The 26,991-nt window shown below is 72.5% G+C and carries 23 protein-coding genes; 16 read left to right on the plus strand and 7 right to left on the minus strand.

What is annotated here, in order from left to right:
• The first annotated feature begins 60 nt into the window (after nucleotides 1–60).
• Nucleotides 61–693, plus strand: a complete 633-nt coding sequence (locus tag D7044_RS02455) for a CG0192-related protein (protein WP_120687807.1) — start codon at nucleotides 61–63, stop codon at nucleotides 691–693.
• 5 nt (nucleotides 694–698) lie between these two features.
• Here D7044_RS02455 and D7044_RS02460 read toward each other — a convergent pair whose 3' ends face one another.
• The 3 genes from D7044_RS02460 to D7044_RS02470 all read right to left on the minus strand — a co-directional run bounded on the left by D7044_RS02460 (nucleotide 699) and on the right by D7044_RS02470 (nucleotide 4,174).
• Complete coding sequence (locus tag D7044_RS02460; protein WP_120687808.1) at nucleotides 699–2,075, minus strand: FAD-dependent oxidoreductase; 1,377 nt, start codon at nucleotides 2,073–2,075, stop codon at nucleotides 699–701.
• Between the two features lie 72 nt (nucleotides 2,076–2,147).
• Nucleotides 2,148–2,840, minus strand: a complete 693-nt coding sequence (locus D7044_RS02465; RefSeq protein WP_120687809.1) for a response regulator — start codon at nucleotides 2,838–2,840, stop codon at nucleotides 2,148–2,150.
• Nucleotides 2,837–4,174 (minus strand): sensor histidine kinase, encoded by a 1,338-nt coding sequence (locus D7044_RS02470; protein WP_120687810.1) that lies wholly within the window; start codon nucleotides 4,172–4,174, stop codon nucleotides 2,837–2,839. The genes D7044_RS02465 and D7044_RS02470 overlap by 4 nt, the downstream gene beginning before the upstream one ends.
• Before the next feature lie 194 nt (nucleotides 4,175–4,368).
• On the opposite strand from D7044_RS02470, the gene D7044_RS02475 reads away from it, so the two are divergent.
• The 13 genes from D7044_RS02475 to D7044_RS02535 all read left to right on the plus strand — a co-directional run bounded on the left by D7044_RS02475 (nucleotide 4,369) and on the right by D7044_RS02535 (nucleotide 20,534).
• Nucleotides 4,369–4,965, plus strand: coding sequence for a PH domain-containing protein (locus D7044_RS02475; protein ID WP_120687811.1), 597 nt, complete (start codon nucleotides 4,369–4,371; stop codon nucleotides 4,963–4,965).
• Complete coding sequence (locus D7044_RS02480) at nucleotides 4,962–6,536, plus strand: PH domain-containing protein (protein ID WP_120687812.1); 1,575 nt, start codon at nucleotides 4,962–4,964, stop codon at nucleotides 6,534–6,536. The genes D7044_RS02475 and D7044_RS02480 overlap by 4 nt, the downstream gene beginning before the upstream one ends.
• Nucleotides 6,518–7,156, plus strand: a complete 639-nt coding sequence (locus D7044_RS02485) for a DUF998 domain-containing protein (protein ID WP_120687813.1) — start codon at nucleotides 6,518–6,520, stop codon at nucleotides 7,154–7,156. The genes D7044_RS02480 and D7044_RS02485 overlap by 19 nt, the downstream gene beginning before the upstream one ends.
• A gap of 365 nt (nucleotides 7,157–7,521) precedes the next feature.
• The gene (locus D7044_RS02490; RefSeq protein WP_120687814.1) at nucleotides 7,522–8,562 is read left to right on the plus strand and encodes an aldo/keto reductase; all 1,041 of its coding nucleotides are present in this window, start codon (nucleotides 7,522–7,524) and stop codon (nucleotides 8,560–8,562) included.
• Between the two features lie 237 nt (nucleotides 8,563–8,799).
• Entirely contained in the window at nucleotides 8,800–9,555 is a 756-nt protein-coding gene (locus D7044_RS02495) for an alpha/beta fold hydrolase (RefSeq protein WP_120687815.1), read from the plus strand.
• A complete protein-coding gene (locus tag D7044_RS02500; protein WP_233564839.1) occupies nucleotides 9,552–10,871 on the plus strand; it encodes a cytochrome P450 in 1,320 nt (439 codons plus the stop codon). Before D7044_RS02495 ends, D7044_RS02500 begins: the two co-directional genes overlap by 4 nt.
• Before the next feature lie 114 nt (nucleotides 10,872–10,985).
• Nucleotides 10,986–12,320 carry a glycoside hydrolase family 18 protein gene (locus tag D7044_RS02505; RefSeq protein ID WP_120687816.1) on the plus strand — a complete coding sequence of 445 codons (1,335 nt, stop codon included), beginning with the start codon at nucleotides 10,986–10,988 and terminating at the stop codon, nucleotides 12,318–12,320.
• A gap of 336 nt (nucleotides 12,321–12,656) precedes the next feature.
• Complete coding sequence (locus D7044_RS02510) at nucleotides 12,657–14,735, plus strand: septum formation family protein (protein ID WP_147434565.1); 2,079 nt, start codon at nucleotides 12,657–12,659, stop codon at nucleotides 14,733–14,735.
• Nucleotides 14,732–15,520 (plus strand): FHA domain-containing protein, encoded by a 789-nt coding sequence (locus tag D7044_RS02515; protein ID WP_147434566.1) that lies wholly within the window; start codon nucleotides 14,732–14,734, stop codon nucleotides 15,518–15,520. Before D7044_RS02510 ends, D7044_RS02515 begins: the two co-directional genes overlap by 4 nt.
• Nucleotides 15,517–16,581 carry a serine/threonine-protein kinase gene (locus D7044_RS02520; protein WP_120676025.1) on the plus strand — a complete coding sequence of 355 codons (1,065 nt, stop codon included), beginning with the start codon at nucleotides 15,517–15,519 and terminating at the stop codon, nucleotides 16,579–16,581. Before D7044_RS02515 ends, D7044_RS02520 begins: the two co-directional genes overlap by 4 nt.
• On the plus strand, nucleotides 16,578–17,141 hold the full coding sequence (locus tag D7044_RS02525) for a hypothetical protein (protein ID WP_120687819.1): 564 nt from the start codon (nucleotides 16,578–16,580) through the stop codon (nucleotides 17,139–17,141). Before D7044_RS02520 ends, D7044_RS02525 begins: the two co-directional genes overlap by 4 nt.
• On the plus strand, nucleotides 17,134–19,620 hold the full coding sequence (locus D7044_RS02530) for an Hsp70 family protein (protein WP_120687820.1): 2,487 nt from the start codon (nucleotides 17,134–17,136) through the stop codon (nucleotides 19,618–19,620). Before D7044_RS02525 ends, D7044_RS02530 begins: the two co-directional genes overlap by 8 nt.
• Entirely contained in the window at nucleotides 19,617–20,534 is a 918-nt protein-coding gene (locus D7044_RS02535) for a hypothetical protein (protein ID WP_120687821.1), read from the plus strand. Before D7044_RS02530 ends, D7044_RS02535 begins: the two co-directional genes overlap by 4 nt.
• A 53-nt stretch (nucleotides 20,535–20,587) precedes the next feature.
• On the opposite strand, the gene D7044_RS02540 is transcribed toward D7044_RS02535, so the two are convergent.
• Nucleotides 20,588–21,019, minus strand: a complete 432-nt coding sequence (locus D7044_RS02540; protein ID WP_120687822.1) for a VOC family protein — start codon at nucleotides 21,017–21,019, stop codon at nucleotides 20,588–20,590.
• Nucleotides 21,020–21,206: 187 nt separating this feature from the next.
• Between D7044_RS02540 and D7044_RS02545 the strand changes: the two genes are divergently transcribed.
• Complete coding sequence (locus D7044_RS02545; RefSeq protein ID WP_120687823.1) at nucleotides 21,207–22,535, plus strand: alpha/beta hydrolase; 1,329 nt, start codon at nucleotides 21,207–21,209, stop codon at nucleotides 22,533–22,535.
• A gap of 101 nt (nucleotides 22,536–22,636) precedes the next feature.
• On the opposite strand, the gene D7044_RS02550 is transcribed toward D7044_RS02545, so the two are convergent.
• The 3 genes from D7044_RS02550 to D7044_RS02560 are packed head-to-tail and all read right to left on the minus strand — an operon-like array spanning nucleotide 22,637 to nucleotide 26,072.
• Nucleotides 22,637–23,296: a dihydrofolate reductase family protein gene (locus D7044_RS02550; RefSeq protein ID WP_120687824.1), complete on the minus strand. Its 660-nt coding sequence runs from the start codon at nucleotides 23,294–23,296 to the stop codon at nucleotides 22,637–22,639.
• A gap of 57 nt (nucleotides 23,297–23,353) precedes the next feature.
• Nucleotides 23,354–24,082 (minus strand): AraC family transcriptional regulator, encoded by a 729-nt coding sequence (locus D7044_RS02555; protein ID WP_120687825.1) that lies wholly within the window; start codon nucleotides 24,080–24,082, stop codon nucleotides 23,354–23,356.
• Nucleotides 24,083–24,137: 55 nt separating this feature from the next.
• Nucleotides 24,138–26,072, minus strand: a complete 1,935-nt coding sequence (locus D7044_RS02560) for a DUF6461 domain-containing protein (RefSeq protein ID WP_120687826.1) — start codon at nucleotides 26,070–26,072, stop codon at nucleotides 24,138–24,140.
• A gap of 295 nt (nucleotides 26,073–26,367) precedes the next feature.
• Here D7044_RS02560 and D7044_RS02565 point away from each other — a divergent pair, with 295 nt between their 5' ends.
• Nucleotides 26,368–26,913: an excalibur calcium-binding domain-containing protein gene (locus tag D7044_RS02565; protein ID WP_233564840.1), complete on the plus strand. Its 546-nt coding sequence runs from the start codon at nucleotides 26,368–26,370 to the stop codon at nucleotides 26,911–26,913.
• Nucleotides 26,914–26,991 lie beyond the last annotated feature (78 nt).

Below are 26,991 nucleotides of genomic sequence, written 5' to 3' on the forward strand. Positions count from 1 at the left end.
GGCACGCGCCGCCCTGCCCGGGGCGGCACCCTCCGCGCGGGCCTCCCTATGATCCGGCACATGGCATTGCTGCACCGGGCGGAAGTACGCCCCACGAAGCTCGAACTCCTGGCCGCCTGGCTGCCCGACCGCCCCTGGTTCGAGGGGGAGCCGGGCGCCGAGGTGGAGCGGGTCGCCGCGTACCGCTTCGACGATCCGGCGGGCGAGGTCGGGATCGAGACCCTGCTGGTACGCGCCGGAGCCGGGCCGGTCCACCAGGTGCCGCTGACCTACCGCGGCGCACCGCTGGACGGGGCTCAGCAGTGGCTCGTCGGCACCTGTGAGCACTCGGTCCTCGGGCGACGCTGGGTCTACGACGCCTGCGGCGACCCGGTCTACGCCGCGGCCCTCGCCACGGCCGTGCTGACCGGAGCGGGTCAGGTGCAGGAGTACTTCGAGGTGGACGGTGTGCGCGAGGTACGGGCACCGAGCATGACGATCGCCGTGGCGGGTCCCCGGACGGCCGTCGTACCCGAGGTCAACCCGGTCCTGCGGGTGGAGGAGGGCGACCCGAGCCGGATCGTCGGTGAAGCGGTCGAGCTGGCGGTGCTCCGGCGCGTCGGGGAGCACCTCGACCTGCCCGGCAGCCGGCTGACCGGATCGTGGGAGGGACAGTCCACGGCGCTGCCGTTGGCGTACGTCTCGCCGCGCTGACCTGCTCAGCGAGCCCGTCGGTTGGCCCGCAGGGCACCCAGGATCACGCCCGGGGTGACCAGCGAGTTCGGGTGCTCCCGCATGGAGACGACCTTGTTGAATCGCCGGGCGACCGCCACATCCGTGACGGTTGCCGCGACGATCTGCCCGCTGACCCAGCTACGGAGCCGGTAGGCGCGCGGATAGGGGCCGTGGACGTGCGGCAGCGCGAGATCGGCGGAGGTCGACGTCGACCAGGCGGCGTCGACCACCACCTCCTGCAGGGCGAAGAACTCCCGCGCGGGTTCGCTGAGGTCGGGCTTCGACCGCAGGTACGTCGACAGGCAGGCGGCGTGCAGGGTGGCGGCGGTGATGCCCTGCCCGTACACCGGGTTGAACGACGCCACGGCGTCGCCGACGCTGACGAGCCGGGCGGGGAAGCGCGTCAACGCGCGGAAGTCACGCCGCCGGCTGTCGGCGTGGTGGTACGTCTGGACGTCGCCGAGCAGCTCGTTCCCGGCGACCGCGCCGAACTCCGGCGGGAACTGTTCACGCATCCGGCGGACGAAGTCCTCGGCGGTGCGTCCCGGGCGGTTGTCCCCGTAGCCGGCCATCATGGCCATCCACCGGTCGCCCTCCACGGCGAAGTACGCGGCGCCCGCCACGTCCGAGGAGACGCGGGGGCTGTGCAGGGCCAGGACGAGAGCGGGCTCCGGGTTCGCCTCGCGTCGCCGGAACATCGCCGTCGCGTAGTTCAGGTTGACCGTCATCCGTCGGGTGGCGGGCCGCTCCCAGCCCGCCTGCGCCAGCCAGTCGGAGAGCCGGCTCGCACGTCCCATTGCGTCCACGACGAGGTCGGCGTTCTCGATGCCGGGCACGCCGTCGACGTCCACCTGGACTCCGGTGGCCGCGGCGGCGTCGAAGACGAGGCCCGTGGCCCGGGCGGCCACCGTCTTGACGTTGGGTAGCCGGAGTACCCGCCGGCGGATCAGCCCCTCCAGGAACGGTCGGGTGCCGGCCAGGCTGTCCGCGTCGTCGGGTACGACGACCTTCATGCGGCCGTCGAGGTAGTTGCGCCTGCTCGCCGGCGGCGCCTCGATCGCGCCCCGCTGCACGGCCTCGTCGCGGAAACCCGGGAACAGCTGTTCGAGCTGGAGGAATCCGCCGGGCAGCAGCGCGTGCAGCTGGGTCCCCTGCGGCACGCCGGGTCGCGCGCCCGTCGCGTGCAGGTCGTCGCGGTCGATGATGACGACGCTCTCCGCGAAGTCCGACAACACCCGCGCGGCCAACAGACCGGCGACGCTGCCACCGACCACGACGGCCGTACCCATGACCGGACGTGCCTGATCCGGTGGCCGTACCGCGTTCAGCTCGGCGAAGATCCGGGCCGGCGAGGATGCCATCGTGTTCCTCCAGGGATGCGAAAGCGCTGCTCACTGCATCCTGCCAGCGGCGCGCTCAGGGTCGCCGTCGGGTCACCACTGCGGGCCCCCGTCGTCGCTCGCGTCGTGGGCGAGCAGCGCGAGCTGGATCCGGTTGGCCAGGTCCAGTTTCGTCAGGGCGCTGGAGACGTGTGCCTTGACGGTGCCGACCGACATGAACAACCGGTCGGCGATCTCGGCGTTGGTCAGCCCCTCCGCCACGGCGGCGGCGACCTCCCGCTCCCGTTCGGAGAGTCGACCGAACCGCTCCCGGGCCTGCTGGCGGCGGCCGTCCGGCGGGTGCCGGACGTCGCCGGCCACGTGCTGCAGCAGGGTGCGGGCGGCGGTCGGTGACAGGACCGGCTCGCCGGCGGCGGCGCGGCGGACCGCGTCGACGATCCGCTCGGGCGGGGTGTGCTTGACCAGGAAGCCCGCCGCGCCGTTGCGCAGCGCGTCGAGGATCGTCTCGTCGGCGTCGAAGGTGGTCAGCACGATGACTTCGGGGCGGTGTCCGGTCCGGGCGGCGATCGCCCGGGTCGCCGCGATGCCGTCGAGCACCGGCATGCGTACGTCCATCAGGACCACGTCCGGGCGCAGCCGGGTGACGGCGTCGGCGACGTCCGCGCCGTCGGCCGCCTCCCCGACGACCTGGATGTCGGGTGCTCCGCCGAACATCAGTCGCAGACCGGTCCGGACCAGGGCGTCGTCGTCAACGAGCAGCACCCGGATCGTCACGCCGCCGGTCATAGCGGCCACGGTAGCCGAGTCGTCAGCCGAAATGTTCCGTCGGTCACCCCGTGTTCGATGACGCCCCCGTCGATGGCGAGCCGTTCGGCGAGTCCGGTGAGACCGGCGCCGGCGCCCGGGATCGTGGCGGCGGTGCTCTCGGGTGGGAGCGGGTTGCTGACGGTGGCGACGATCCCGGTGGCCGGGGTGACCTCCACCCGCACCGCCACCTCGGCCTGACCGGCGTGTTTGCGGGCGTTGGTGAGTCCCTCCTGCACGGTGCGGTACACGGTGCGCTGCAAGGCGGGCTGCAAGGACTCGGCGGCGCCGGGTGCGCAGACGAACTCGAACCGCACCCGCTGCCCCGCCGCCTGCGCCTCGCTCACCAGCCGGCCGAGGTCGGCGAGTCGGGGCTGCGGCGCGTTGCGGCCGGTCGGCTGGGCCCGGCCCTCGTCGGGCTGGGGCCGGCGACCGTCCTGGTGGAGATCGCTGCTCTCCGGCTCGGTGTCGTCCTCGGCGCCGGTCCGCAGCACGGCCAGCACGTCCCCCAGCTCGGTCAGTGCCTGCCGGGCGTTGTCCCGGATGACCTCGATCGCGCCGCCCACCTCGGCGGCGTTCAGCGCCGCGCCCGCGCCCGCGTCGGCCTGCGCCGTGCGGTACGCCAACGCTCCGGCGTGCACCGAGATCAGCGAGATGCGGTGGGCGAGGACGTCGTGCATCTCCCGGGCGATGCGCTCGCGTTCGGCGCGGCGGGCGCCGTCCAGCCGTTGCTGCTGGTCGCGGCGTTCCCGGTCGACCTCGCGGCGCAGGTTCGCGATGAGCTGCCGGCGGGCCCGCACCGCGATCCCCCAGCCGAGCGGTACGAGGTACATCAGGCAGATCAGCGTCACGTACGCCCACCGGGTGACGCCCGGCGGCGGGTTCTCGTAGCCGAACGCCAGGGACGGCAGCAGTTGGATGCCGGTGATCAGGGTCGCGGGCAACCAGTTGCGGTGCACGGCGACGGTGAGCACGACGACCAGCGCGGCGCCGAGACCCGTCGCGGCCAGCATCAGCACGACGAACATCGCGATGCCGAGAGCCACCGGGTACCGGCGACGCCACCACAGGCTCAGGCAGGCGACCGCACCGACCCAGGGGTCGATGGTGTGCATCCATCCGGGGATGCCGTCGACGTGGTGCAGCGGGGTGGTGTGCCAGGTCCAGGCCCAGTGGGCGACCGCGATGCCGAACAGGACGGCGTCGACGAACCAGTCCCGGGCGGTCCGCCGCCGGAGTTCGGGACGCGGGCCGGTCGGCGTACGCGGGGACCACAGCCGGCGACCGGCCGGATCGATTCGCAGAGCCCGATCCATGCCGCCAGCGTACAAACGGAGCCGGCCGCCGGGCCCTGGTCCAAAGGCTGAGGGACCTGGCCAGGCGGCCAGGCCGGGCTGGTCGGCTGGCAGATGCGGCGACGTCGTCCGACGCCGCACCGTCTACCCATAAGGGAGCGGGTGAAGCTTGTTCGCTCCGTTCGTGTCACTGACGAGCGCGGCGAGGAGATGCCATGAATCGCCTGAGCCCTGGGGTCGAGCCGGCACCGGTGCAGCCACCGCCGGCCCGGCCGGAGCAGGTGGAGGCACGGTCGGTGGCGCCGGCCCCGGCGGAAGGAGCACGATCGATCGGGTTGCGGTCGCTGCGACACCGGGTCGACCGGCGGGCCGTCTGGTGGTGGACGATCCGGGCCGTCCTCGCGATGGCGCCGCTGGTGGCCGCAGTGGCGACCGGGCGCGCCGTGCTCGATGCGGCCCGGCCGTGGTCGACGCCGCTGCTGGTCGCCGTGGTGGCGATCGCGATCGCGTACGTCGCCGTCGTGCCGCCCCTGCGTTACGCCGTGCACCGCTGGGAGACGACGCCGGAGGCGGTCTACGCGGTCTCGGGTTGGTTCGTCCGCGAGTGGCGGGCCGCGCCGGTCTCGCGGATTCAGACCGTCGACACGGTGCGCGGGCCGGTGCAGCGGCTGCTCGGGCTCGCCACGGTGACGGTGACCACCGCCTCCGCGCACGGTCCGGTGGTACTCGTCGGGCTCGACCTGGAGGTGGCTGACGAGACCGCCCGGCGGCTCACAGAGATCGTCCAGCGGACCCGGGGGGACGCGACATGACCACCGACTCGCAGTGGCGTCGCCTCGACCCCCGCGTCATCTGGATCGACGGGCTCTACGCCGCGCTGTCCCTGGCACCGACCGGGCTGACGCTGCTCCTTCTCGACGAACCCGGCGCGGCGGTTCTGCTGCCGGTGCTCGTGGCGGCGGCGGTGGGCGTGTTCGACGCGGCCCGGGACGGCCTGCGGTGGTGGAAGACCCGCTATCGGCTGACGGACGAGCGGGTGGAGATCCGCACGGGTCTGCTGGTCCGGAAGGAGCGGTCGCTGCCGATCGACCGGATCCGCAGCGTGAGCACGACCGCCCGGTTGCGGCATCGGCTCGCCGGGGTCCGGGTCGTCAACGTCGGCACCGGCCAGCCGGGGGCGGCCGGCTCCGAGGCGCTGCACCTCGACGCGGTGTCGCGAGCGACCGCCGAGGAGCTGCGCCGGAGGTTGCTGGCCGGTACGTCGGCGGCGATCGGCGGCGGCGCGGAGCTGGCCCCGGTGGGGGACGAGCCGCGCGATCCGGATCCCACGTCGGACGCCGCGGACGAGCCGGCCGGCGACCGGATCCTGGCCCGGATCCGCTGGTCCTGGCTGCCGCACAACGTCCTCGGGTTCTGGTCGCTGGTCACCGCGGCCGGCCTGCTCTGGGGCGGTTACGCGACGGCCGGCGCGTTCGGGGTCGACGCGGCCGGGTTCGTCGGCGGGCTGCTCGACTGGCGGGCTCTCGGCCCGTGGTGGTCGGCCGTGATCGTCGGGCTGCTGGTCGGCACGCTCGGCGTGCTCGGCATGGCCGTCGCGTTCGTCGCGGAGAACTGGGAGTTCCGTCTCGCCCGGGTGCGGACGGCGAGCGGCAGCGTCCTGCGCACCACCCAGGGCCTGTTGAACACCCGGGAGGTGAACCGGGACGAGCACCGGGTGCGGGGCATCGAGATCTCCGAACCGCTGTTCTGGCGGTGGATGGGAACGGCGGACACGAACGTCGTCTCCACCGGCCTGCGGATCTGGAGCATGCACCCGGCCACCACCATCCTGCCGCGCGGCCCGGTCCGGGTGGCCCGTACGGTCGCCGCCGAGGTGCTGGAGCTGGACGAGGCGCAGAACCCGTTCCGGGTGCCGCTGCGCCCGCACCCGCCCGCCGCGCTGCGCCGCCGGATCGGCTGGGCGGTCCTGACGACCACGGCCTGCGTGGTCGTCCTGCTCTGGCTGGGCGCGGTGCTGCCGGCGCTGTCCGACTGGATCTGGCTGGCCGGCCTCGGCCTGCTCCCGCCGGCCGTGCTCGCCGCCGTGATCGCGTACCGATCGCTCGGGCACGGCATCGTCGGCGACTACCTGGTGGTTCGCTCGGGCCTGCTCAGCCGCACCACCACGGCCGTCGCCCGCCCCGCCGTCATCGGCTGGCGGGTGCGTCAGTCGGTGCTGCAACGTCGCCTCGGGCTGGCCACCCTGGCGGCGACCACCGCGGCCGGGCACGGCTGGTACGCCGCGGTCGACGTTCCCGCGGCCACCGCGGTCGCCTTCGCGGAGTCGGCCGCGCCGGGCCTGCTGACCCCGATCCTGGTGGAATCGTGCGAGCACGCCGCCTGACCCGGGCTCTGCTGGCCTGCGGGGCTGCCGCTCCCGCGCTGTTCATCCTGGTGTTCCTGCTCGACGGTGCGACCCGGGCCGGGTACGACCCGACGTACCACCCGGTGAGCGCACTGAGCCTGGGCGAGCGCGGGTGGCTCCAGATCGTCAACTTCGTGCTGACCGGACTGCTGTTGCTCGCCTTCGCCGTCGGTATGCGCCGTGCGTTGCATCCGGGCCCCGCCGGAACGTGGGGTCCGGTCGCCGTCGCCGTGTTCGGACTCGGCCTGCTGTTGTCGGGCACGTTCGTGATGGACCCGATGCGGGGCTATCCGCCCGGCACCTCGCGCGGCGGCGGCACCGATCAAAGTCGGCACCACGTCCTGCACGACAATCTCGGCCTGGTGGTGTTCCTGTCGGTGCCGCTCGCCTGCGTCGTTCTCGCCCGGCGGTCGCTCGGCCGGCCCGGCGGGCGGGGCTGGGCGGCGTACGACCTGCTCAGCGGGGTTGCCGGGCTGGGCCTGCTGGTCGCCTTCGGCACCGCGTGGGAGGTGGACCATCGGTCGACGGGACTGATCCAACGGGCGATGATCCTCGTCGACTGGGCCTGGGTGACCGTACTCGCGCTGCGGCTCCTGTGATCGGGCTCCGGAACCCCGCGGGCCGCTCTGCGGCCCCGACCGGGTGTGGGGGCCGCAGCGTGGACCCGGTGGGGGATCTGCCGGCCGAGCCTCGCTCTCGACTGCCCGGCACAGAACTACCCAACGGCAGGTGACGCGGTGGTGGCATCTCGGTCGCTCGAAACGTAAGCCTTGCTGGCAGCCCCTCCGGTTTGGCCAGATCCGGGTAGTTTCCATGGTGTCGGACTTTTTTTCCGTTTCGGAAGCCGGCTTCGACCGCGTGTAGCATTTCTGCCGGACAAGGTGTCCGACACTGTGTCCGCGCAGCCCGGCGCACGGCATGCTGGCATCTCCGCGCGGCAGAATACGACCAATTGGAGCTATAGGTGAAGTATCGGCTTTTGGGGCGGACGGGCGTCTGGGTCTCCGAGATCTCGCTCGGGACGATGACGTTCGGCGGCGCCGGACACCCGGTGTTCGGCAAGATCGGCGCGCTCGGGCAGGAAGATCTCGACAAGATGCTCGGCGTGGCCCTCGACGCCGGGGTGAACTTCATCGACACGGCCGACGTCTATGCCGACGGCGAGAGCGAGGAGATGGTCGGCCGGGCGATCAAGCAGCGCCGGCGTGACGTCGTGCTCGCCACCAAGCTCCTCGCCCCGGTCGGCCCCGGCCCCAACGACCAGGGCCTCACCCGCCTGCACGTGATGCGGGCGCTGGAGGACAGCCTGCGCCGGCTGCAGACCGACTACATCGACGTCTACCACATCCACAACTACGACCACCTGACGCCGATGGAGGAGACGCTCGCCGCCCTCGACGACGCGGTACGCCAGGGCAAGGTCCGCTACATCGCCAGCTCCAACCTCGCGGCCTGGCAGGTGAGCAAGGCCCTGGGCATCTCCGCGCGGCAGGACCGGGCCCGGTTCGTCGCCAACCAGATCCACTACTCGCTCGTCTCCCGCGACGCCGAACGCGACCTGGTACCGATGGCCGAGGACGAGGGAGTGAGCCTCACGGTGTGGAGCCCGCTCGCCGGTGGCTTCCTCTCCGGCAAGTTCAAGCCGGGCAGCACCGACAGCGCGGAGATCTCCCGGCGCAGCCAGGTCGGTGGTGACTTCGTCCAGTTCGACGAGGAGAAGGGCCACCAGATCGTCGACGTGCTGCGCGCCGTCGCGGCCCGGCACGAGGTGAGCCCGGCCCGGGCCGCGGTCGCGTGGGTGCTCGCCCAGCGGGCGATCACCAGCGTCATCATCGGCGCCCGCCGGTTGGACCAGCTCACCGACAACCTGGCCGCCGCCGACCTGACGCTGACCGAGCAGGACCTCGCCGAGCTCGACGCGGTGAGCCGTCCGCAGCCGGCGTACCCGAACTGGATCCAGGAGAGCTTCGGCCCCGTCCGGATCCCGGCCGCCAACCAGGCGTAACCCTCGCCGTCGCGCGGCGCCCGCCGCGCGACGGATGAGCCGCCACCCGGGCGGGTCAATCCCGGCCGGACCGGTGTGGACCTCGGCGACCGCCCGCCCGGGTCCACACCGGCGTCTCGACAGCGGAAATCTGTACAGCCGGCGACCGCTCCCTTCCGCTCGGTTGCCGCGGGCACTACGGTCGCTTCCACGTGCGCCGGGTCCCGTCGGAGCGCCGCAGCAGCGGAAGGGGTCGTCATGACGATCAACCACATGAGCGTCGGGCATGGGCCGCGGCGGGTGCTCGCCCTGCACGGCTGGTTCGGCTCCGCCCGCGGCTGGGGCCGGCTGCCGGAGCTGATCGACGGCGACCGCTTCACCTGGGCGTTCCTGGACTACCGCGGGTACGGCGACCGCACCGACGTAGCCGGTGACCACAGCATCGCCGAGATCTCCCGCGACGCGATCGACCTGGCCGACTCACTGGGCTGGAGCAGCTTCTCCGTGGTCGGGCACTCCATGGGCGGCAGCGCGGCCCAGCGGGTGCTCGCCGACGCGCCGGGGCGGGTGGAGCGCCTCGTCGGCATCAGCCCGGTCCCCGCCGGCGGGGTGCCGTTCGACCTGCAGAGCTGGACGCTCTTCGACGGGGCGGCCGCCAACCCGGACAACCGGCGCGCCATCATCGACCTCACCACCGGCAACCGGCTCTCCGGCCGGTGGCTCGACGAGATGGTCCGCTTCTCCGTCGAGAACTCCGACCGCGAGGCGTTCGGCGCCTACCTCACCGCCTGGGCGCGTACCGACTTCACCGACGAGGTGAAGGGCAATCCGGTGCCGGCGCTCGCCGTCGTCGGCGCGCAGGATCCGGCGCTCGGCGCCGACACCATGCGCGAGACCTGGATGCGCCACTACCCCAACGCCCGGCTCGAGGTGCTCCCCGACGCCGGGCACTACGCGATGTACGAGGCGCCGGTGCGGTTGGCCACCGTGGTCGAGGACTTCCTCGGACGGTGAGGCTCGACCCGACTCCGCTGGTCGATCCCCGCACCTACGTCGACGGCGTTCCGCACGAACTGCTCGCCGCGCTGCGCGCGACCAGCCCGGTGGTGTGGGTCGAGGAGCCGCCACTGCTCGGGCTGCCCGGTGGACCGGGCTTCTGGCTGGTGCTCCGGCACGCCGACGTGACCGACGTGCTCCGGCAGCCGGAGCTCTTCTCGTCCTGGCTCGGCGCCACCCAGGTCCGTGATCCGTCCAGTGCGGAGGACCTCGGTTACGTCCGGCGGATGATGCTCAACCTGGACCCGCCGGAGCACGGGCGGCTGCGTCGGCCGGTGGCCCGTTCGTTCACTCCGCGCGCGGTCGCCGCGCTGGAGGCGTCGATCCGCGCGAACGCGGCGATGCTCGTCGACCGCGTGCTCGGCGACGCGGACGAGGGGGTATTCGACTTCGCCCGTGACCTCGCCGCCGACCTGCCGCTGCTCACGCTCGCGGACGTGCTCGGGGTGCCCGAGGCCGACCGCTGGTTGCTCTACGACTGGTCCAACCGGGTGATCGGGTTCCAGGATCCGGACTACGCGGTGTCGGCCGCGTTCGACGCGCGGACCGGCACCGAGGCGGCGCGCGAGGCGTTACGGCAGCGGCCGGCGCCGGGCCCCGACGGCCTGATGCCGGATCCGCGCAGCCGAGCCGGAATGGCCGACCTCTACGCGTACGCGCATCTGCTGGCCGAGTCGAAGCGCCGCACTCCGGGGCGGGACGTGATGTCCGTCCTGCTGGCGCAGCGGGGCGAGGAGCGGCTCTCGACGGAGGAGTTCGAGAACATGTTCTGGCTCTTCGCCGTGGCCGGGAACGAGACGGTCCGCAACGGCCTGCCGGGGGCGATGATCGCCCTGCTGGAGCATCCCGCGCAGCTGGCGCGGCTGCGTCGGGAGCCGGCGCTCTTCGACACCGCCGTCGACGAGCTGCTGCGCTGGTGGACGCCGGTGATGGTGTTCCGGCGTACCGCCACCGTGGACACCACCATCGCCGGCACGCCGGTGCGGGCCGGCGAGAAGGTGGTCGTCTCGTTCACCTCCGCCAACCGCGACGAGCGGGTGTTCGCCGAGCCGGACCGGCTCGACGTGACGCGGCACCCGAATCCGCATCTCGCGTTCGGCCACGGACCGCACTTCTGTCTCGGCGCGCGGCTCGCCCGGTGCCAGCTCCGCGCACTGCTGGAGGCGTTACTGGCGCGTACGGCCGGCGTCTCGTACGCGGGCGAGCCCGCCTACCTGCGGTCGAACTTCCAGCGTGGGGTGAAGCGGCTGCCGATCCGCTGGCGCCGCCACTGATCGGCATCGCCGGCGAGTGCTCGGTGTCAATGCTTGACCGCAGAGTGTGATCCGTTTAACTTCATCGATCAGGAAGGGCTCTTTACTAATTTCGCGCAATCCTTTGGGAGTGCCATGCGAACATTCCGTCTCACCGCCCTCGTCGCCCTGGCGACCATGGTGATCACCGCCGGCCCACCGACCGCCGCGAGCGCGGGCGGAAAGAACCACGACCGTTCCGGTTACCTCCGGGTGGGTTACTTCACCCAGTGGGGGATCTACGACCGGGGCTACACGGTCGGCAAGCTCGAATCCTCGGGGGCCGCGAGCCGCCTGACCCACATCAACTACGCCTTCGGGAACGTGAGCGAGGACGGCCGCTGCTACGTCGACGGCGGGCCGGGTGAGGGCGACGCGTGGGCCGACTACCAGCGCCCCGTCCCGGCCGAGGAGAGCGTCGACGGCGTGGCGGACGCCTGGGGTGAACCGCTCAACGGCAACTTCGGCCAGTTGGCGAAGCTGAAGGCCCGCCACCCCGGCCTGAAGGTGCTGATCTCGCTGGGTGGCTGGAGTTGGTCGACGTACTTCTCGAACGCCGCTCGCACCGACGCCTCCCGCAAGGCGTTCGTGGCCTCCTGCATAGACCTCTACCTCAAGGGCAACCTGCCGATCCTCGACGGGGGCAGCGGCGGACCGGGTGCGGCCGCAGGCGTCTTCGATGGAATCGACCTGGACTGGGAGTGGCCGAACTGGCCGGGCGAGCCGGGCAACGTCATCCGCCCGGAGGACCGGGAGAACTTCACCAAGCTGCTCGCCGAGTTCCGCCGGCAGTTGGACGCCTACGGCCGGACGACCCGCAAGCACCACGAGCTGACGGCCTTCCTGCCGGCCAACCCCGCCACGATGGACGCCGGTTACGAGGGACGCAAGATCTTCCGCTACCTGGACTTCGCCACCGTGCAGGGGTACGACTTCCACGGCGGATGGGACCCGGTGACGAACCAGCACTCGGCGCTGCGCGTGCCGACAGGCGCGCCGGACGACCCGGACTTCTCCGCGGAGGTCGCGATCGACGGTTGGATCGCCCGGGGCGCGCCGCGCGGGAAGCTGGTCCTGGGCGTGCCGTACTTCGGTCGGGGCTGGACCGGTGTCACCGGGGGCGGGGACGGTCTGTTCCAGCCCGCGGCGGGGCCCGCGCCGGCGACCTTCGAGGCGGGGTTCGAGGATTACCGGCGGCTCAAGACCCTGCCGGGCAGCGGCTACACCCTGCACCGTGATCTTCGCGGTGGGCACGCCTGGCTCTTCGACGGCACGACGTTCTGGACGTACGACGATCCGGCGGTCGTCCTGCAGAAGATGCTCTACATCCGCCGCTCCGGTCTCGCCGGAGCGATGATCTGGTCGTTGGACGGCGACGACGACGAGGCCACGTTGACCAGGACCATCGGCCTCGGGCTGGCGACGCCGTAGCCGGTCCTCCCGGCGCTCCCCCGCCGGCCCGCCGTCGACCGGCTCCCCGGTCGGCGGCGGGCCGGCGGACGCGGCGACGCCCATCTGAATTCCAACTGTTTTCCGTGGCTCGGAGCGACCCCTTCCCGGCAGACTCGGTACATCGCCCCGGCGCTGGACCGAGCGGGGCGATGGCGGAGCACGACACGCCCGGACGGGGCTCCCGAAGCCGTCCATTGTGGCTAATGTTCATGGCGCCGTCGGCGTGCCGAGCATCGTCAAGGTCCACTGAGAGGGCTACGTTCGGATCGGGTAAACCGATCTTTGCCATGCGTGATGTCGTCCTGGGGAGCCGACGTGGATGAGGCGGTGCTGACGGGTCTGCGTGAGGTCGCCGGGCCGGAGCTCTACCGGCGTAACGCCTTCCGGGTGACAGGCCTGCCGGTCGACGTGGACCGACCCACAGCCCGCCGCCGGCAGCAGCGGCTGGCGGCGGCGCTCAAGGTCGGCGCGGACGTCGACGGGTTGGGTTCGTCGGTCAGCCCGGAGCAGCTGCGGGGAGCGTTCGACGTCCTGCTCGGTGACCCTCGACGTCGCCTGGTGCACGAGGTCTTCGGCACCTGGGGCGCGCCGAACGGCTGCGAGTGCCCGTCCACGACACACGCCGAACACGATCGCGCGGTGCAGGCCCACGCCGAGGTGCTCGACATGGCTGCGGCTGACGTCCTGGCTCTGGCCATGGATGGTCGGGTGGACGACCGGTGGGCCGCGGCGGCGTCGGCCTGGACGAAGACCCTGCGGTCGGCGACGTTCTGGCGCCACCTGCACCACCGCGTCGAGCGGCTCGACGACCGGCAGCTCGACGCCTCGGTGGTGGAGTCGCTGCGTGCCGAGCTGCCGGGTGTGCTGGTTGCGCCGCTGCTGCAGCTGGCCGCCACCGCGGACTACCCCGCTCCGCTGCGAAAGAGCCTCGCGGACTGGCCCGTTCCGGAGCGTGACCGGGATCGGCTCATCGAGGAGGCCGCCGGTCCGCAGTACGAGAAGCTCGAGACGATCATGGGTGAGCTGCACCGGCTCCTCGAGTCCGGTGACATCGAGGGCACGGTGGCGAGGCTGCACGCGGAGGCCCTTCCCGCCCTCGCCCGCCTCGAAGGGCTCGCCCCGGTCGATCGGCATCGCCGTACCTCCACCGCGCGCAACCGGATCGCGGTTGCCCTGAACAACTGCGCGGTCGCCAAGCAGGGCAAGGTCGGGCGGTACGAGGGCGACGTGCAGACGTGGCTGGACGAGGCGGAGTCGCTCGCGACCGACCCGGAGACGGTCCGCAGGATCGACGAGAACCGCGAGGGTTTCCTCGGCGAGGAGCGGGCGATCCAGGAGTTCCGGGCCCGGGTCTACCTGCTGCAGCGGACTCACGGGCGGTACGCCGCCCTGCAGTTCCTGCGCAACATCCTCAGCCAGTCGGACGACGAGGCCATGACCACCGTGGTCCGGGGGATGCTGGCGGAGCTCAACGCCGGCGAGTTCAGCTACCGGCCCGCCCAGCGGCCCGCGTACGAGCGCCAGGGCCGGCGTCGCAAGATCCTCCGCGCGGTGGCCGTCTGCGCGCTGCTGCTCGTCATCTACGTGCTGTACCACTTCCTCAACAACCCTGACGACGGCCGGCGGGTCGACGTCCACGGCCGGAGCATCAGCGACAACCCGACGGCGGTCGCCTGCGTCGCCGACGCGGACGACTGGCGCGACGGCGACTCCGCCGTGGGTCTCGTGGACTGCTCGCAGGAGCACTGGGCCGAGGTGGTGGCCTATGTGCCGCTGGCGGTGGAGGCTGAGGAGTACCCGGGCGTCGAGGCGCTGTCCCAGCTGGCCACGTACCTGTGCGCGAAGAAGCTGGCGCAGTTCAGCCTGCCCGCGCACACCTACGACCCCGAGGTGATCTATCCCGAGCAGACCGACTGGGAGGCCCAGAACCCGGAGGCGAACTACGCGACCTGCGCGGCACGCCGCAGCAACGACACCCGGTGGGACGGCCAGGTCGCCGCGGCGAGCTCGACGGACGCCCAACTGGCCGCGCTGATGCCGCTGACGTCGCGGGACGGCCGTCTCGGGAACCCTCCGCTCGGCGCCTGCATCGAGCTCGCACAGCCGTCCGGCCAGTGGGATGTGAAAATGCCGATCGTGACCTGCGACCGGCCGCACTGGGCGCAGATCCTCGGCTATCCGCCGGTGACCGGGCCGTGGCCGGACGAGGCCGCGGTGGCGGTGAGCGCGAAGGCCGCGTGCAGCAGTGTGGCGAACTCGTCGCAGATGCCTGACGGGTACATGGTGACCGCCGCCTGGCCGCCGTGGTGGGACGAGCCGATTCCGCCGAACTACGTGGCCTGCCTGGGCCACCGGGTGGACTACCAGCCCTTCAGCGGTGGGATCTGGCAGTGAGCGCCGCGCCGACGACCCGTGGGGTGACGTTGCGAGTGCGCTCACTCGAGGGCAGGGTCACGGGCCTGCAGCTGGCGGACGGCCCGATCACGGTCGGCCGTACCGCGCCGGACCACACCCCCGACGTGAATCTCGAACCGGATCCGCAGCGCTGGGTGGGGCGGCTGCACTGCACGTTGGACGTGGTCGACGGCGGGTGGTCGGTGACCGACAACGCGAGCGTCAACGGCACCCTGCTGCGTACGCTCGGCGGACGCACCGAACGTCTGGTCGGGCGCCGCCGCCTACGGCACGGCGACACGCTGCTGGTCCTCGGCGACATGTCACCCGAGGGTGAGCCGCTGTACTGGGAGCTGACCCTGCTCGACCCGCACACCACCCAGCCCGCACCGTTCGAGCCACCGCCGGCGGTGCCCGTACGCGGCCCCAGCCTGCGCTACGACTGGGTGGAGGCGCGGGCGTACCGCTGCGACTCGGACGGCGAGACCGCGGTGAGTGGGCTGCGTCCGCAGGGCCACCAGTTACTGCGGTACATGGTCGGGCGCAGCAGCAACGGCGCCGCCGTCGCGTGCGGGCACGAGGAGCTGATCACCGCGCTCTGGGGTTCGGCCGAGGAGTGGCCGCCGAGCCGCTCCTACACCCGCGCCGACCTGGCCGGCGTGGTGCGCGCGGTGCGCCGCAGCATCGAGGCGGACCCGTCCGCGCCGCGCCTCCTGGAGACCATCACGGGCATCGGCTACCGGCTCAACGTCCACCCGGCCGACGAGGCGGGAGACGGCCGATGACGCTGCTCGACAACGGTGACCGGGTGACGGAGACGCTGGTCGTGGACCGGATGCTCGGCGAGGGAGCGTTCGCCGAGGTGCACCGGGTACGGCACGAGTACCTGGGCTGGCAGGCGATGAAGGTCTTCAAGCGGGTCGCGTCGCTGGAGGAGACCCGCACGTTGCTGGAGGAGGCGCGGCTGCTCTCCACGCTCGGCCACCCGAACATCGTCCGCGTCTTCGACGCCGGGACGGTGCGCACGGCACGGGGCGTCCGTGGCTTCTTCACGATGGAGTACGTCGCCGGGGGCAGCTTGGAGCGGCTGGCCCGCGCGCACTCCCCCACCGCCCCCGTCGAGCTCGTCGTCGAGGTCGTCGAGCAGATCGCCGCGGGCCTGACCGCCGCGCACGAGCAGGACCCGCCGATCCTGCACCGGGATCTCACCCCGGCGAACATCCTCGTGGGGTACGACGGCAGCGGCATGCGGCTGCGCGTCAGCGACTTCGGCCTCGCCAAGCGGGCCGACCCGTTCACGATGCTCGCCAGCGCCCAGGGGACGTTCGCCTTCATGGCGCCGGAGGTGCTGCGCCGGGAGGGGTACTCCCGGGCCAGCGACGTCTGGTCCGTCGGCACGATCGCCTACCTGTTGCTCACCAACCGCCTGCCGTACGACGACGGTGGCCCGCTCTCCTCGTACTCGCCGAGCCGGTTCGCGCGCGGGCCGCTGCCGCCGAGCCGCTACAACCCGGGGGTGGACGCCGAGCTCGACCGGATCGTGCTGGCGACGCTGGAGGTGACGACGGGTGATCGGCTCGCGTCGGCGGGCGTTCTCGCCGACGAGCTGCGCAAGCGGCGGCAGCGCGTCGACCGGGCCGGGAAGCCGGACGGCGGCGTCGTGGAGCCGCCTCCGCCGAGCGCACGGGCCCGGCTACTGGCCGAGGAGGCCCTGGAACTGTCCCGGCGCGCGGGGCAACTCGATCGCGCCGCTGACCTGATGGAGGAGGCGGTGAACTTGTCACCGGATCTCCGGGCGCGTTACCTGCCCATGCTTACCCTGTGGCGCCGGGGGGTGACGTTGTGACCCGGCTGGTTCGGCTGCGCGAGGAGCTGCGTCAGCGTCGGCACCATCCGGCGTTCCGGATCTCCGCGCCGGTCTGGACGGAGCAGCAGTGCCGCCAGATCGAGGCGCTGCTGGCCCAGGCGCAGGCGGCCACGCCGACGCCGCCACCGGATCCGGTGGCGCAGGCCGCGCCCGACGAGCCGGTGGCGGTCACGCCCGCGCAGCCCGACGAGACGGCGCTCGCGACGGCCGCGACGAACCTGTGGCGGGCGGAGCGCAAGCTGACCCCGCCGGGTGAACGCCCCAGCCCCCGCGACCGTCAGGCCGCGCGATACCTGCGCACCTGCTCGGAGGCGCTGGCCGACGCGGGACTGGTCCTTCAGGATCACGACGGTGACGCCTTCAACCCCGGCCGGGCGCTCGAGGTGCTCGTCTATCAGGAGAACCCGGCCCTCACCGCCGAGACCGTCCTCGAGACGGTGCGGCCCTCGGTCTACCTGCACGGCCGCCTGGTCCAGATGGGACAGGTGATCGTCGGTACCCCCAGCCAATCCCCCGACGGAGGGAACGACAATGCGTGACACCATCGACTTCGGCATAGACCTCGGCACCACCAACAGCGCGATCGCGATGGTCGAAGAGGATGGCGCCGTCGCGGTCATCAAGAACAACGACGGCTGGGACATCACGCCGTCGGCGGTGTGGATTCCGAAGCCCGGCACGGTGCACGTCGGCCGGAAGGCGCGCGAGCGGGTGGAGAGCGACCCCGACAACGCGACCTCGGAGTTCAAGCTCGAGATGGGGCTGGCCGACGCCGGCAAGGACTTCGTCAAGGGCGGGTCGCGGCTCACTCCGCCGCAGCTCTCCGCGGAGGTGCTGAAGTCGCTGCGGGCCGACGCGGCGCACCACGCCGGCAGCCCGCCGGACGCCGCGGTGATCACCGTGCCGGCGGCCTTCTCGCTGAACCAGAACAAGGCGACCCTGGAGGCGGCCACCCTGGCGGGGTTCAGCGCCGCGTGCCCGCTGGTGCAGGAGCCCACCGCTGCCGCGTTCGCGTACGGCTTCCACGACGCCGACGATCGGGCCTACTGGATGGTCTTCGACTTCGGCGGCGGGACCTTCGACGCCGCGGTGGTGAGCAAGCGCGACGGCGACCTGCGGGTGCTCAACCATGCCGGCGACCCCTACCTGGGCGGCAAGCTGATCGACTGGGCGGTTGTCGAGCGGGTCCTCGCACCGGCGGCCGCGGAGGCCCTCGGGCTGACCGACTTCCGCCGGGACAACCCGGCGTGGCGGGGTAACTTCGCCAAGCTGAAGGGCGCCGCCGAGGACGGCAAGATCCAGCTCTCGCGCCGGGACGCGGTCGAGCTGATGGTCGAGCTGACGGTGGGCGACGGCGAGACCGAGACGTTCGAGTACACGCTGCGGCGCGGCGAGCTCGACCGCATCGCCGAGCCGTTCTACGCGCGGGCCGTCAACCTCTGCCGGCAGGCGCTGGCCGACGGCGGGCTGCGCCCGGACGACATCGACAAGCTGCTACTCGTGGGTGGCGTGACCCTCTCCCCCGGCCTCCGTGAGCGGCTGGCAGATCCTCGGGACGGCCTCGGCATCACGCTGGACACCAGCCTCGACCCGACGACCGTGGTCGCCCGCGGAGCCGCGATCTTCGCCAGTACGGTCCGGCACCCCGACCCGCCGTCGTTCCAGCCGGCGGCGGACGAGTTCGGGCTCGAACTCGCCTACGAGCCGAGCGTGACCACGACGACCCCGACGGTCGCCGGGCGGTTGCACGCCTCCTCGGAGGTGGACTTCACGGGCTTCGGTGTCGTTCTCAGCAATCCGGGCGGCCAGCCCCCGTTCCGCAGCGGCCGGATCGCGGTGAACGCCGCGGGCGCGTTCATGGCCGAGGTCGACATCGACGAGCACAAGGTGTCCCATTTCCGCATCGAGCTCACCGACCGGGCCGGTGTGCCGCGGAAGGTGGTCCCCGACTCGTTGACGATCACCCACCGGGAGGTGGAGTTCGGCGGCGCCCGCCTCACCCACTCGCTCGGCATCCAGCTGGCCGACCGGGCCTTCGCGCCGCTGCTGCGCAAGGGGGCGACCCTGCCGGCGCGGGCGCGGGAGGTGTTCCGCACCGCGGCCGCGCTGCGGCGGTCGGACGGCGAGGCCCTGGTCCGCATCCCCGTCGTGCAGGGCGAGCGCAACCGCGCCGACCGCAACCGGCAGGTCGGCATGCTGGAGATCCGCCCGGTGGACCTGCGGATCGACCTGCCGGCCGGCACCGAGGTCGAGGTCACCTTCGAGGTGGACGCCTCCAACCTCATCACCGTCGTGGCGGACGTGCCGCTCATCCAGACCCAGTTCGACGCGGAGATCAACCTCGACGACGTACGCGCGCCGAAGGCGGACGACCTCGTGAAGACCCTCGGCGAGGTCGAGGGCCGGGTGGACACCCTGCGCCAGTCGCACGCCGCGCAGACCCCGGAGGTGCGCGACCGACTGGACCAGCTCTCGGCGGAGGGCACTCTGACCACCGCGCGGGAACAGGTGCGTGCCGCCGCCGTGGACACCGGCGCCGCGGCGACCGCTGAGGACCGGTTGCGTGAGGTGCAGGCGCAGCTGGACGACATCGAGGAGGCCGCCGACCGGCCCGCGATGGTCCAGGAGCTGCGTGAGCTGCTCGCCGAGGCGGCCGACCTGGCCGCCCGGGCGGGGCAGCAGGCCGACCGTCAGGAGCACGCCGAGTTGGAGCGGCGCGCGGAGGACGCCATCGCCAGCGGCAGCTCGGCGCGGATCCGGGCGGAGATCGACCGGGTGACCGGCTACCTCATCGACCTGCAGCGCCGCCAGCCCGGCTGGTCGGTACAGGTCTTCTACTGGCTCGGCGAGCAGCAGCACCGGATGCAGCCGGCCGGCGAGGCGGCGAGGCTGGTGCAGGAGGGTCGGGAGGCGCTGGCCGCCAACGACGAGCGGGCCCTCGACGCGGTCAACAGCCGACTGGTCCGGCTGCTCCCGGACGGCGAGCAGAACAAGATCATCGGATTGACTCTCCGATGAGCGGGCCGGCCATCGACACCGACCTGGCGGTGAGCCGGGCCGCGGCGGCGGCCCGCCGTGGCGAACTGGACGCCGCCGCCGAGGTGCTCGCCGGGTTGGAGACCGAGGACGTGGCGGTCTTCGACCTGCTCGCCCGGATCCGCGCGCAGCAGGGCCGCTGGCGCGACGCCGACGAGTACTGGGCGCGGGTGCAGGCCGGCGACCCGGAGCATGCCGGCGCCGCCGAGGGGCGGCGGGTCCTCGCCGGGATCACGGCCGGGCAGCTCCGGCCCCGGCCGGTCGCCCAACCCACGCGGGTGGCGGTGGCGGGCGGGGTGCTGGCCGTGGCCGCCGTGGCCGGCGCGGCCGTCGCCGTGGCCGGCGACGACCCGCCCCGGCCGGTGGCGACCGCACCCGCTGCCGCCACTGCGTCGCCGTCCGACGCGGCCGACGAGGAGCGGCGACGCGCGGAGGAGCTGGCCCGCCGGTTGGCGCAGGTGGAGGCCGAGCGCTCCACCGCCGCCGAGCGGCTGACCGCTCGGCTCGACGTGATCAGCCGGCGGCTCACCGTGCCCGGGGTCATCGTGAAGCGCGGGCCGGGCGCCGTCGAGGTCTACTTCCGGGAGGGCCTGTTCATCGAGGACACTCGGCTGACCGCCGACGGGGCCGCGCTGCTCGAGAGGGTCGGCCGTCGGCTGGACGGGCTCGACGCGTCGATCACCGTCGTCGGACACAGCGTGCCGGTTCCGGGTGGGCGGACGAGCGGCGGTTCCGGAACGGCGTTGAGCCGGGCCGAGGACGCCGCACGGGAACTCGCCGCGGCGAGCGGGCTGCCGTTGACGGCGTTCGCGATGAGGTCCGCGGAGCAGTCGGAGCGGCCCTTCGAGCGGGAGGCCCGCAACCGGACGGTCAGCCTGGTCCTGACTCCCCGCTGAGACGGACCGCGGCACCGGCCGGTCCGGGCCGTGGCGTTCGGGTGGGCGGCGGTTCAGGAGGCGAACACCTGGGAGTCGTCGGCGAACGCCTTGAACTCCAGGGCGTTGCCGGCGGGGTCGTGGAGGAACATCGTCCACTGCTCGCCGGGGCGTCCGGCGAAGCGCAGGTAGGGCTCGATGACGAAGGTCGTGCCGGCGGCGCGCAGCCGCTCGGCGAGGTCGTGGAATTCGGGGATGCTCAGCAGCAGGCCGAAGTGCGGGATGGGCACGTCGTGGCCGTCGACCTCGTTGTGCGCCGCCGTCGTGCGCCGGGGGGCGAGGTGGGTGACGAACTGGTGGCCGCGCAGGTTCCAGTCGATCCAGCTTTCGGAGCTGCGCCCCTGCTCACATCCGATGATCTTTCCGTAGAAGTGACGGGCGGCGTCGAGGTCGTCGACGGGCATGGCCAGGTGGAAGCGCGGGATGGGCGGGTTGAGGCTGGTCACGTGCGCTGGTCCTCTCCGGAGGGATCGCGGCCGGCTGCCGTCACGGGTCGGGACGGCGTCGCGGCCTCGCCTGCTCCGTCATCCTCCGCCATCGGCCGCGCCCGACGAAAGGGTTGGCGGGTCCGCCGCCGTCTGGCACGATACTTGCGCTTGCAGTGCAAAAACCTCGTCCCTCGATGGAGGATCGATGCACACTCTCCGCCGACGGATGCTCGCCCTGCTCACCGGGATCGCGGTCGCGGCCGGGCTCACCGTCACCACCAGCCCACCCGCCGCCGGGGCAGCCGCCGGGGCTTCGTACCGTCCCGTGGTCTTCGTGCACGGCAGCGCCGGATCGGCGTCGCAGTTCCAGACCCAGGCCAAGCGGCTGGCCAGCAACGGCTACCCGATCGACCTGATCGAGGCGCAGGAGTACGACTCACCGAACGTCGCCGCGATCCTGCCGCAGATCTACGCGGAGCTGGACGCGCGGATCAGCCGCCTGCTCGCCGCCAGCGGCGCGGACAAGGTGGACCTGCTCGCGCACTCCCTCGGCACCTTCGTTCTGCAGGGGTACCTCAGCAGCTCGCCGGCGCGCGCCGACCGGGTCGCGCACTACGTCAACCTGGACGGGCGCACCGCGACGTCTCCGCCGGGCGGAGTGCCCACCCTCGCGATCTGGGGTGAGGGCGACCCGGCCAGAACGATCGCCGGTGCGACCAACGTGTACCTCCCGGACCAGTCCCACACCCAGACGGTCTCCTCGGCGGAGTCGTTCCGCGAGATCTTCCGGTTCTTCCGAGGTCGGGAGCCGCGTACCACCCGGATCGTTCCGCAGCTGCTCGGCACCGCTCGGGTCTCCGGCCGCGCCGTGCTCTTTCCGAGCAACGTCGGCGTCACCGGCGCGACCCTGGAGATCTACCCGGTCAGCGCCCTGACCGGTCGTCGGCTCACCAACCGCCCCGCACACCGGCTGCCGCTGACCGGCGACGGCTCGTTCGGTCCGATCCCGGTGCTCGCCACCGCGCGGTACGAGTTCGCGATCGTGCGTACGGGCGCGGCGACGCACCACTTCTACTTCCAGCCGTTCCTGCGCTCCGACGCGTTCGTGCGGCTGCTCACCAGCCGGCCCGGCGAGGGGCTCAGCGCGCTGATCGACACCAGCGACCGGCACACGGCGCTGACCATCCAGCGGCAGAAGGAGTGGTGGGGCGACCAGGGCGACGCCGGCGACAAGCTGTGGATCAACGGCCGTGAGGTGCTGAACGCCGCGAACTCGCCGCGCGCCAAGCGGACGATCGGCATCTTCGCCTTCGACGACGGCAGTGACCGGGTCACCGACCTGACCGCTCCCCTGCCGGAGTTCTTCAGCCAGACCTTCATGACCGGCATGGACGTCTTCATCCCGGCCGCGCCGGCGCACCTCGGCCTCGTCTCGATCGCCGTCGACCCGCGCGGCGGCGGGCTCGACCTGATCACCGTGCCGAACTGGAGGTCGAGCGAGCACCGCGTGACGGTGAACGTCGACGACTTCTGACCACGAGTCAGGGCGGGTGTCGACGTCGGCGAGTGGCCGTGGCCGACGTCGACACAGGCCCGGGCCGGAGTTCAGGTCTCGAAACCGGGCGGAGGCCGACGTCAGTCGAGGACCGTCGTCGAGCGCCCCTCGTCCACCGTGTACGCGCCCGCGGAGATCGCGCCGAAGCTCCTGGGGTCGAGGGTCAGCGAGACGACGCCGCCGGGCAGTACCCGTGTGCTCTCCTCGACGGTCGCGAACGTCGTGGGCGTCGATCCGTCCGGGAAGAGGCGCTTGCCCGTGCCGACGACGACCGGGTACTGGAGCAGCCGGTAGACGTCGACGAGCCCCGCCTGATGCAGCGTCTGCACGAGCTTCCAGCTCCCGTGCACCTGGAGTTCCCTGCCGGGAAGCTCCTTGAGGCGGCGTACCTCGTCGGCCGGGTCACCGCGCAGGACCGTCGTCGGGCTCCAGTCGGCTTCGTCGTCGGTCAGCGTGGAGCTGACGACATACTTCGGCAGCGTGTTGAGCTTGGTGGAGATCAGGTTGTCGGGTTCGGTGACCTTCGGCCAGTACCCGCCGAGCAGGCCGTAGCTGGTTCGGCCGAAGAGGAACGCGTCGGCCGCGCGGAACCAGCTCTCGACGACCTCGTTGGTGTGCGTCGAGGCGTACGGAACGAGCCACCCGCCGCGGTCGAAGCCGCCGGAGCGGTCCTCGTCGGGCGCGCCCGGTCCTTGCACGACGCCGTCGAGACTCACGAAGATGTTGACGCTGAGCAGCATGGTGTCCTCTGAACTCGGGTCGCGGAGAGCCGGCCGGGGTCGGCCGGCAGACGGACGTTAGCTGCCGGGCCCGGGGTGCGTCTTGTACAGGAACGACATCGGGGCGAGGTGGCCCGCCCGCAGCTCGCGTGCGGTGCGCCCGACGTAGCGACGCAGCGCGTGCCCGAGGTGGGCCTGGTCGAAGTACCCCAACGTCTCGACGACTCCACGCCAGTCGAGGCCGTCGCGCAGCATCGTGGCTGCGGCGTTCGCGCGGTCGATCTGCCGAACGGCGGTCTGCGACAGCCCGGTGACCGCTCGGTAGCGGCGTTGCAGGGTGCGCTCGGTCGGGTTGGCTTCGGGCTGCGCGGCGACCTGCCCCTCATTCCCGAGCGGCGATCGCACCAGCAGAGCCGCGTCCTGCAGCCGCCGGACGAAGTGCTCGACGTTGTCGAACGTCGGCGCTTCCCAGCTCTCGCCGCCGATGACGATCCTGCCTGATTCGGTCACCGGGAACGGCACGTACCCGTCGACGATCGCGGCGGCGGGATGCGGCCGAAGAACCGCGCCGAACGCGAACCGGATCCCGAGGAACTCGGTGCCCGGCGGGACCGGTGCCGTGCTCGCCCTCGTCTCCGGTCCGCGTAGGCCGGCGAGGAAGCGTCCCTGCGCCCGCGAGAGGATCAGATGCCAGCAGGTGCGTGCTGTGGACGTCATCGTCTCCTCCGCGTCGGAGCGGGTGCGCCACACGCGGTCGACGAGGTTCACGTCGATCTCGGTGCCCCGATGCTCGAACCGCAGGGCCATGGCCTCCTCCGTCTGCAATCCGCCGAGGTGTCGGCGACCTCGGGCAGCCTCAGAGCTAGGGGACGATCCGGTAGCCGATCCCGGCCGCCGTGATGCGGTCGAGGTCGGCCGCCGTGATGCCGTGTCCGGTGAACCGCTCCACCGCGACCAGACCCTTCTGTCTGCGGTCGACGTGGTCGTCGAGGTCGAGCCCGGCGAGCGCCGCCGCGATCGCCGGCTCGGCGGCGACCTTCGGGTCGAGGTCACCGACCGTCCCGGGCTCGAACGCGGCGAGCAGTCGCCCGTGCTCCGCGAAGGAGAGCCGGGTGAGCGCGTGGGCGTTCCAGAACATGCTGGCCGCCCGACCACCAGCGGAGGCGCGCCGCAGGACCGGTCCCCGCGAACCGCGGAAGCCGTTGAACTCGACGGCCAGGATCGCCGGCCCGGCGTCGAGCACCGTGACCCAGGGGAAGTTCGCGTCCCCGGCGAACAGGTCCTCCTCGATCGAAGGGATCGGCTCCGGCCGCTTCGGGTCGGCGCCGAAGGCGTTCAGCACCTCCTCGACGGTGGCGCCGGTCGTCACGGTGACGGTCGCCGCCTCCGACAGGGAGCTGCGGCGGATCCACCGGTACGCCTGCTCCGGCCGGGGCGCGCGCACCGGCGCGGTCTCGCCCGGCACGCGGTCTCCCGGCCGGTCGGCGCGCCGATGGACGACCTCCGCGGCGGCGGGGGCCGCCCAGACCATCAGCTCGTACGTCTCCGCGTCCGGGTCCTCGGTCTCGGCGCGGCCGCGCGCGTGCACCCGTAGGCGGTAGTCGCCGGGCCAGGGCGGGGTCTGGGCGCGTAGCTGCGGCTCGCTCGTGCCGTCGGGGCCGAGCACCGACGCGAGCCCTTCGGCCGCGCGCCAGCTGACCTCGACGACCTCCTCCCAACCGGCCGCCACCTCGGGCGGCGCCTCGGCCAGCACCGTGAGGTGGACCCGCACCGCGCCGTCAGCCCGGCCGGTCCGGATCACCGCGCCGCCGTCGACCACGGTGACCAGCGCGTTGTCGGGGAGGTCGGCGGCGTCGGGGAACGCGCCCTCGACCAACCCGAACCGGTGGCCCGACACCGGCACCGAGCCGTACGACTGCCGGGGCAGCAGGTACTCGGCTCGGACCTTCTCCAGCAGCGCCGGGGCGTACGTGGGCGGCGTCGGCGTCTCCCGCAGCACGACGGCCGCCGCACCGATCCCGATGCCCACGACGGCCGCGGCCCGGTCGACGACGGGCGGCACCTGCGCCGGGCCGACGACGGTGTGCGCCACCGCCACGGCGAGAGCCAGGTGCGTCTTGCCGTGCTGCGCCGCGATGGCGGGCTCGTCACCGGCGTCCGACATCTCCGCCAGGAGCGGGGCGACGGACGGGTGCGCCGCGAGCCGCCGGGTCAGCGCGAGCACCAGGTCGGCGAGGCCGGGTCGCAGCCCCTCCACCAGCAGCGCCGCGGTCAGTGGCTCACTCTCCTGGCCGGTCGAGGCGAACCCGAAGCGACCGCCGGCGGGTGGCGGCGGCAGGTACGTCGCGAGGCCCGGCACGTCGGCTGCTTCCGCGCCGGCCACGGTCAGCTCCAACGCGCCGAGCAGTCGTTCGGGGAGCAGCGGCCCCAGGCCGCGTAGCGCGGCCGTCGTCGCTGGTTCCGCCGGCGTCGGGTCGGGGCGCTGGGCCACTCGGGGCAGCTCCTGAGGGTTCAACGTGCCCAGGCGGCGCAGCCCGACCGGCGCGGCCGATTTGCGCTGCGCGGCGACGGGAGCTTGCAACGATCGGACCGCCACCCGGCCGTGGCCGGCGCGCCCGAGGGTGGATCGCCTCTCCTGTCGCGCCTCGTCAGGTGTGCCCAACCGCCCGAGCCGCGCCGCGGGGCCCGACGGGATCAGGCCCCCGAGCGCCCGCATCGCGGCGGCGACCGGTGGCAGGAGTTCGTCGACGAGTCTGTCGGAGACGTCGAGCACCGCGTACCCCCGTTCGCTGACCATCGGACTGCTCCGTGAGGCTACCGAAGGGATCCGACAGGACGGCTCGCGTCGTCGTCCGGATCAGGCGCTTCGTCCGAGCGGTCAGCCTCTCGGGCGCCTGTCTCGTACCGGACACGTGTCCTGGCCAGGATCACCCATGCTGCCCGTCGTGACTGATCATCCTCCTCCTGACCCTCGGCGCGGCGAGGCACCATACCCACCACCGTCCGACCCCACCGCGAACCACTCCGCCGCTGCCACGCCCTCGTGGTGGAAGCGGCAGTCGACCGCCGTGCAGTCCTTTCTGATCAGCGTGATGGTCATCTTGCTGCTCTGCTGCGGCGGTGCGCTGGGCGGGTTCATCGCCGGAGACTCACCCGAACCCGACTCGAGCGCTACCGCCAGCTCCGGCACGGAACCGGCCCGGGCCGCAGCCGCAGCCGCACCGACACCCTCCGAGCCGTCGACCTCGCCCGCCACGGCCGCCACGTCGGCGAAGCCGTCGCCGTCGAAGGTGGCGCCGAGCAAGGCCGCGCCGACCGCCGTCCACTACCGCAACTGCGACGCCGTGCGCGCCGCGGGCAGGGATCCGCTGCTGGCGGGAGAGCCGGGCTATCGCGCCGGTCTCGACCGCGACGGCGACGGCGTTGCCTGCGAGTCGGAGGGCGCCCGAGGCGACGACGGGGAGCCGGCCGGAGGTGACCCGGGTGGCGGTGACAACGGCGACGGGGACGACACCGACCCGCGCTTCTCCACCTGCGCCAAGGCGAAGGCGGCCGGTTATGGTCCCTACCGTCGTGGGGTGGATCCGGAGTACCACTGGTACCAGGACCGCGACGGCGACGGCACGGTTTGCGAGTAGCGGAACGTTCAGCCGTCGAGATTCCTCTATCTGATCTTCGCTCGGCGGACACCCGTCCAGCCTCCGATCCCAGAATAA

It is taken from the genome of Micromonospora musae, assembly GCF_003626635.1.
Taxonomy (GTDB): domain Bacteria; phylum Actinomycetota; class Actinomycetes; order Mycobacteriales; family Micromonosporaceae; genus Micromonospora; species Micromonospora musae.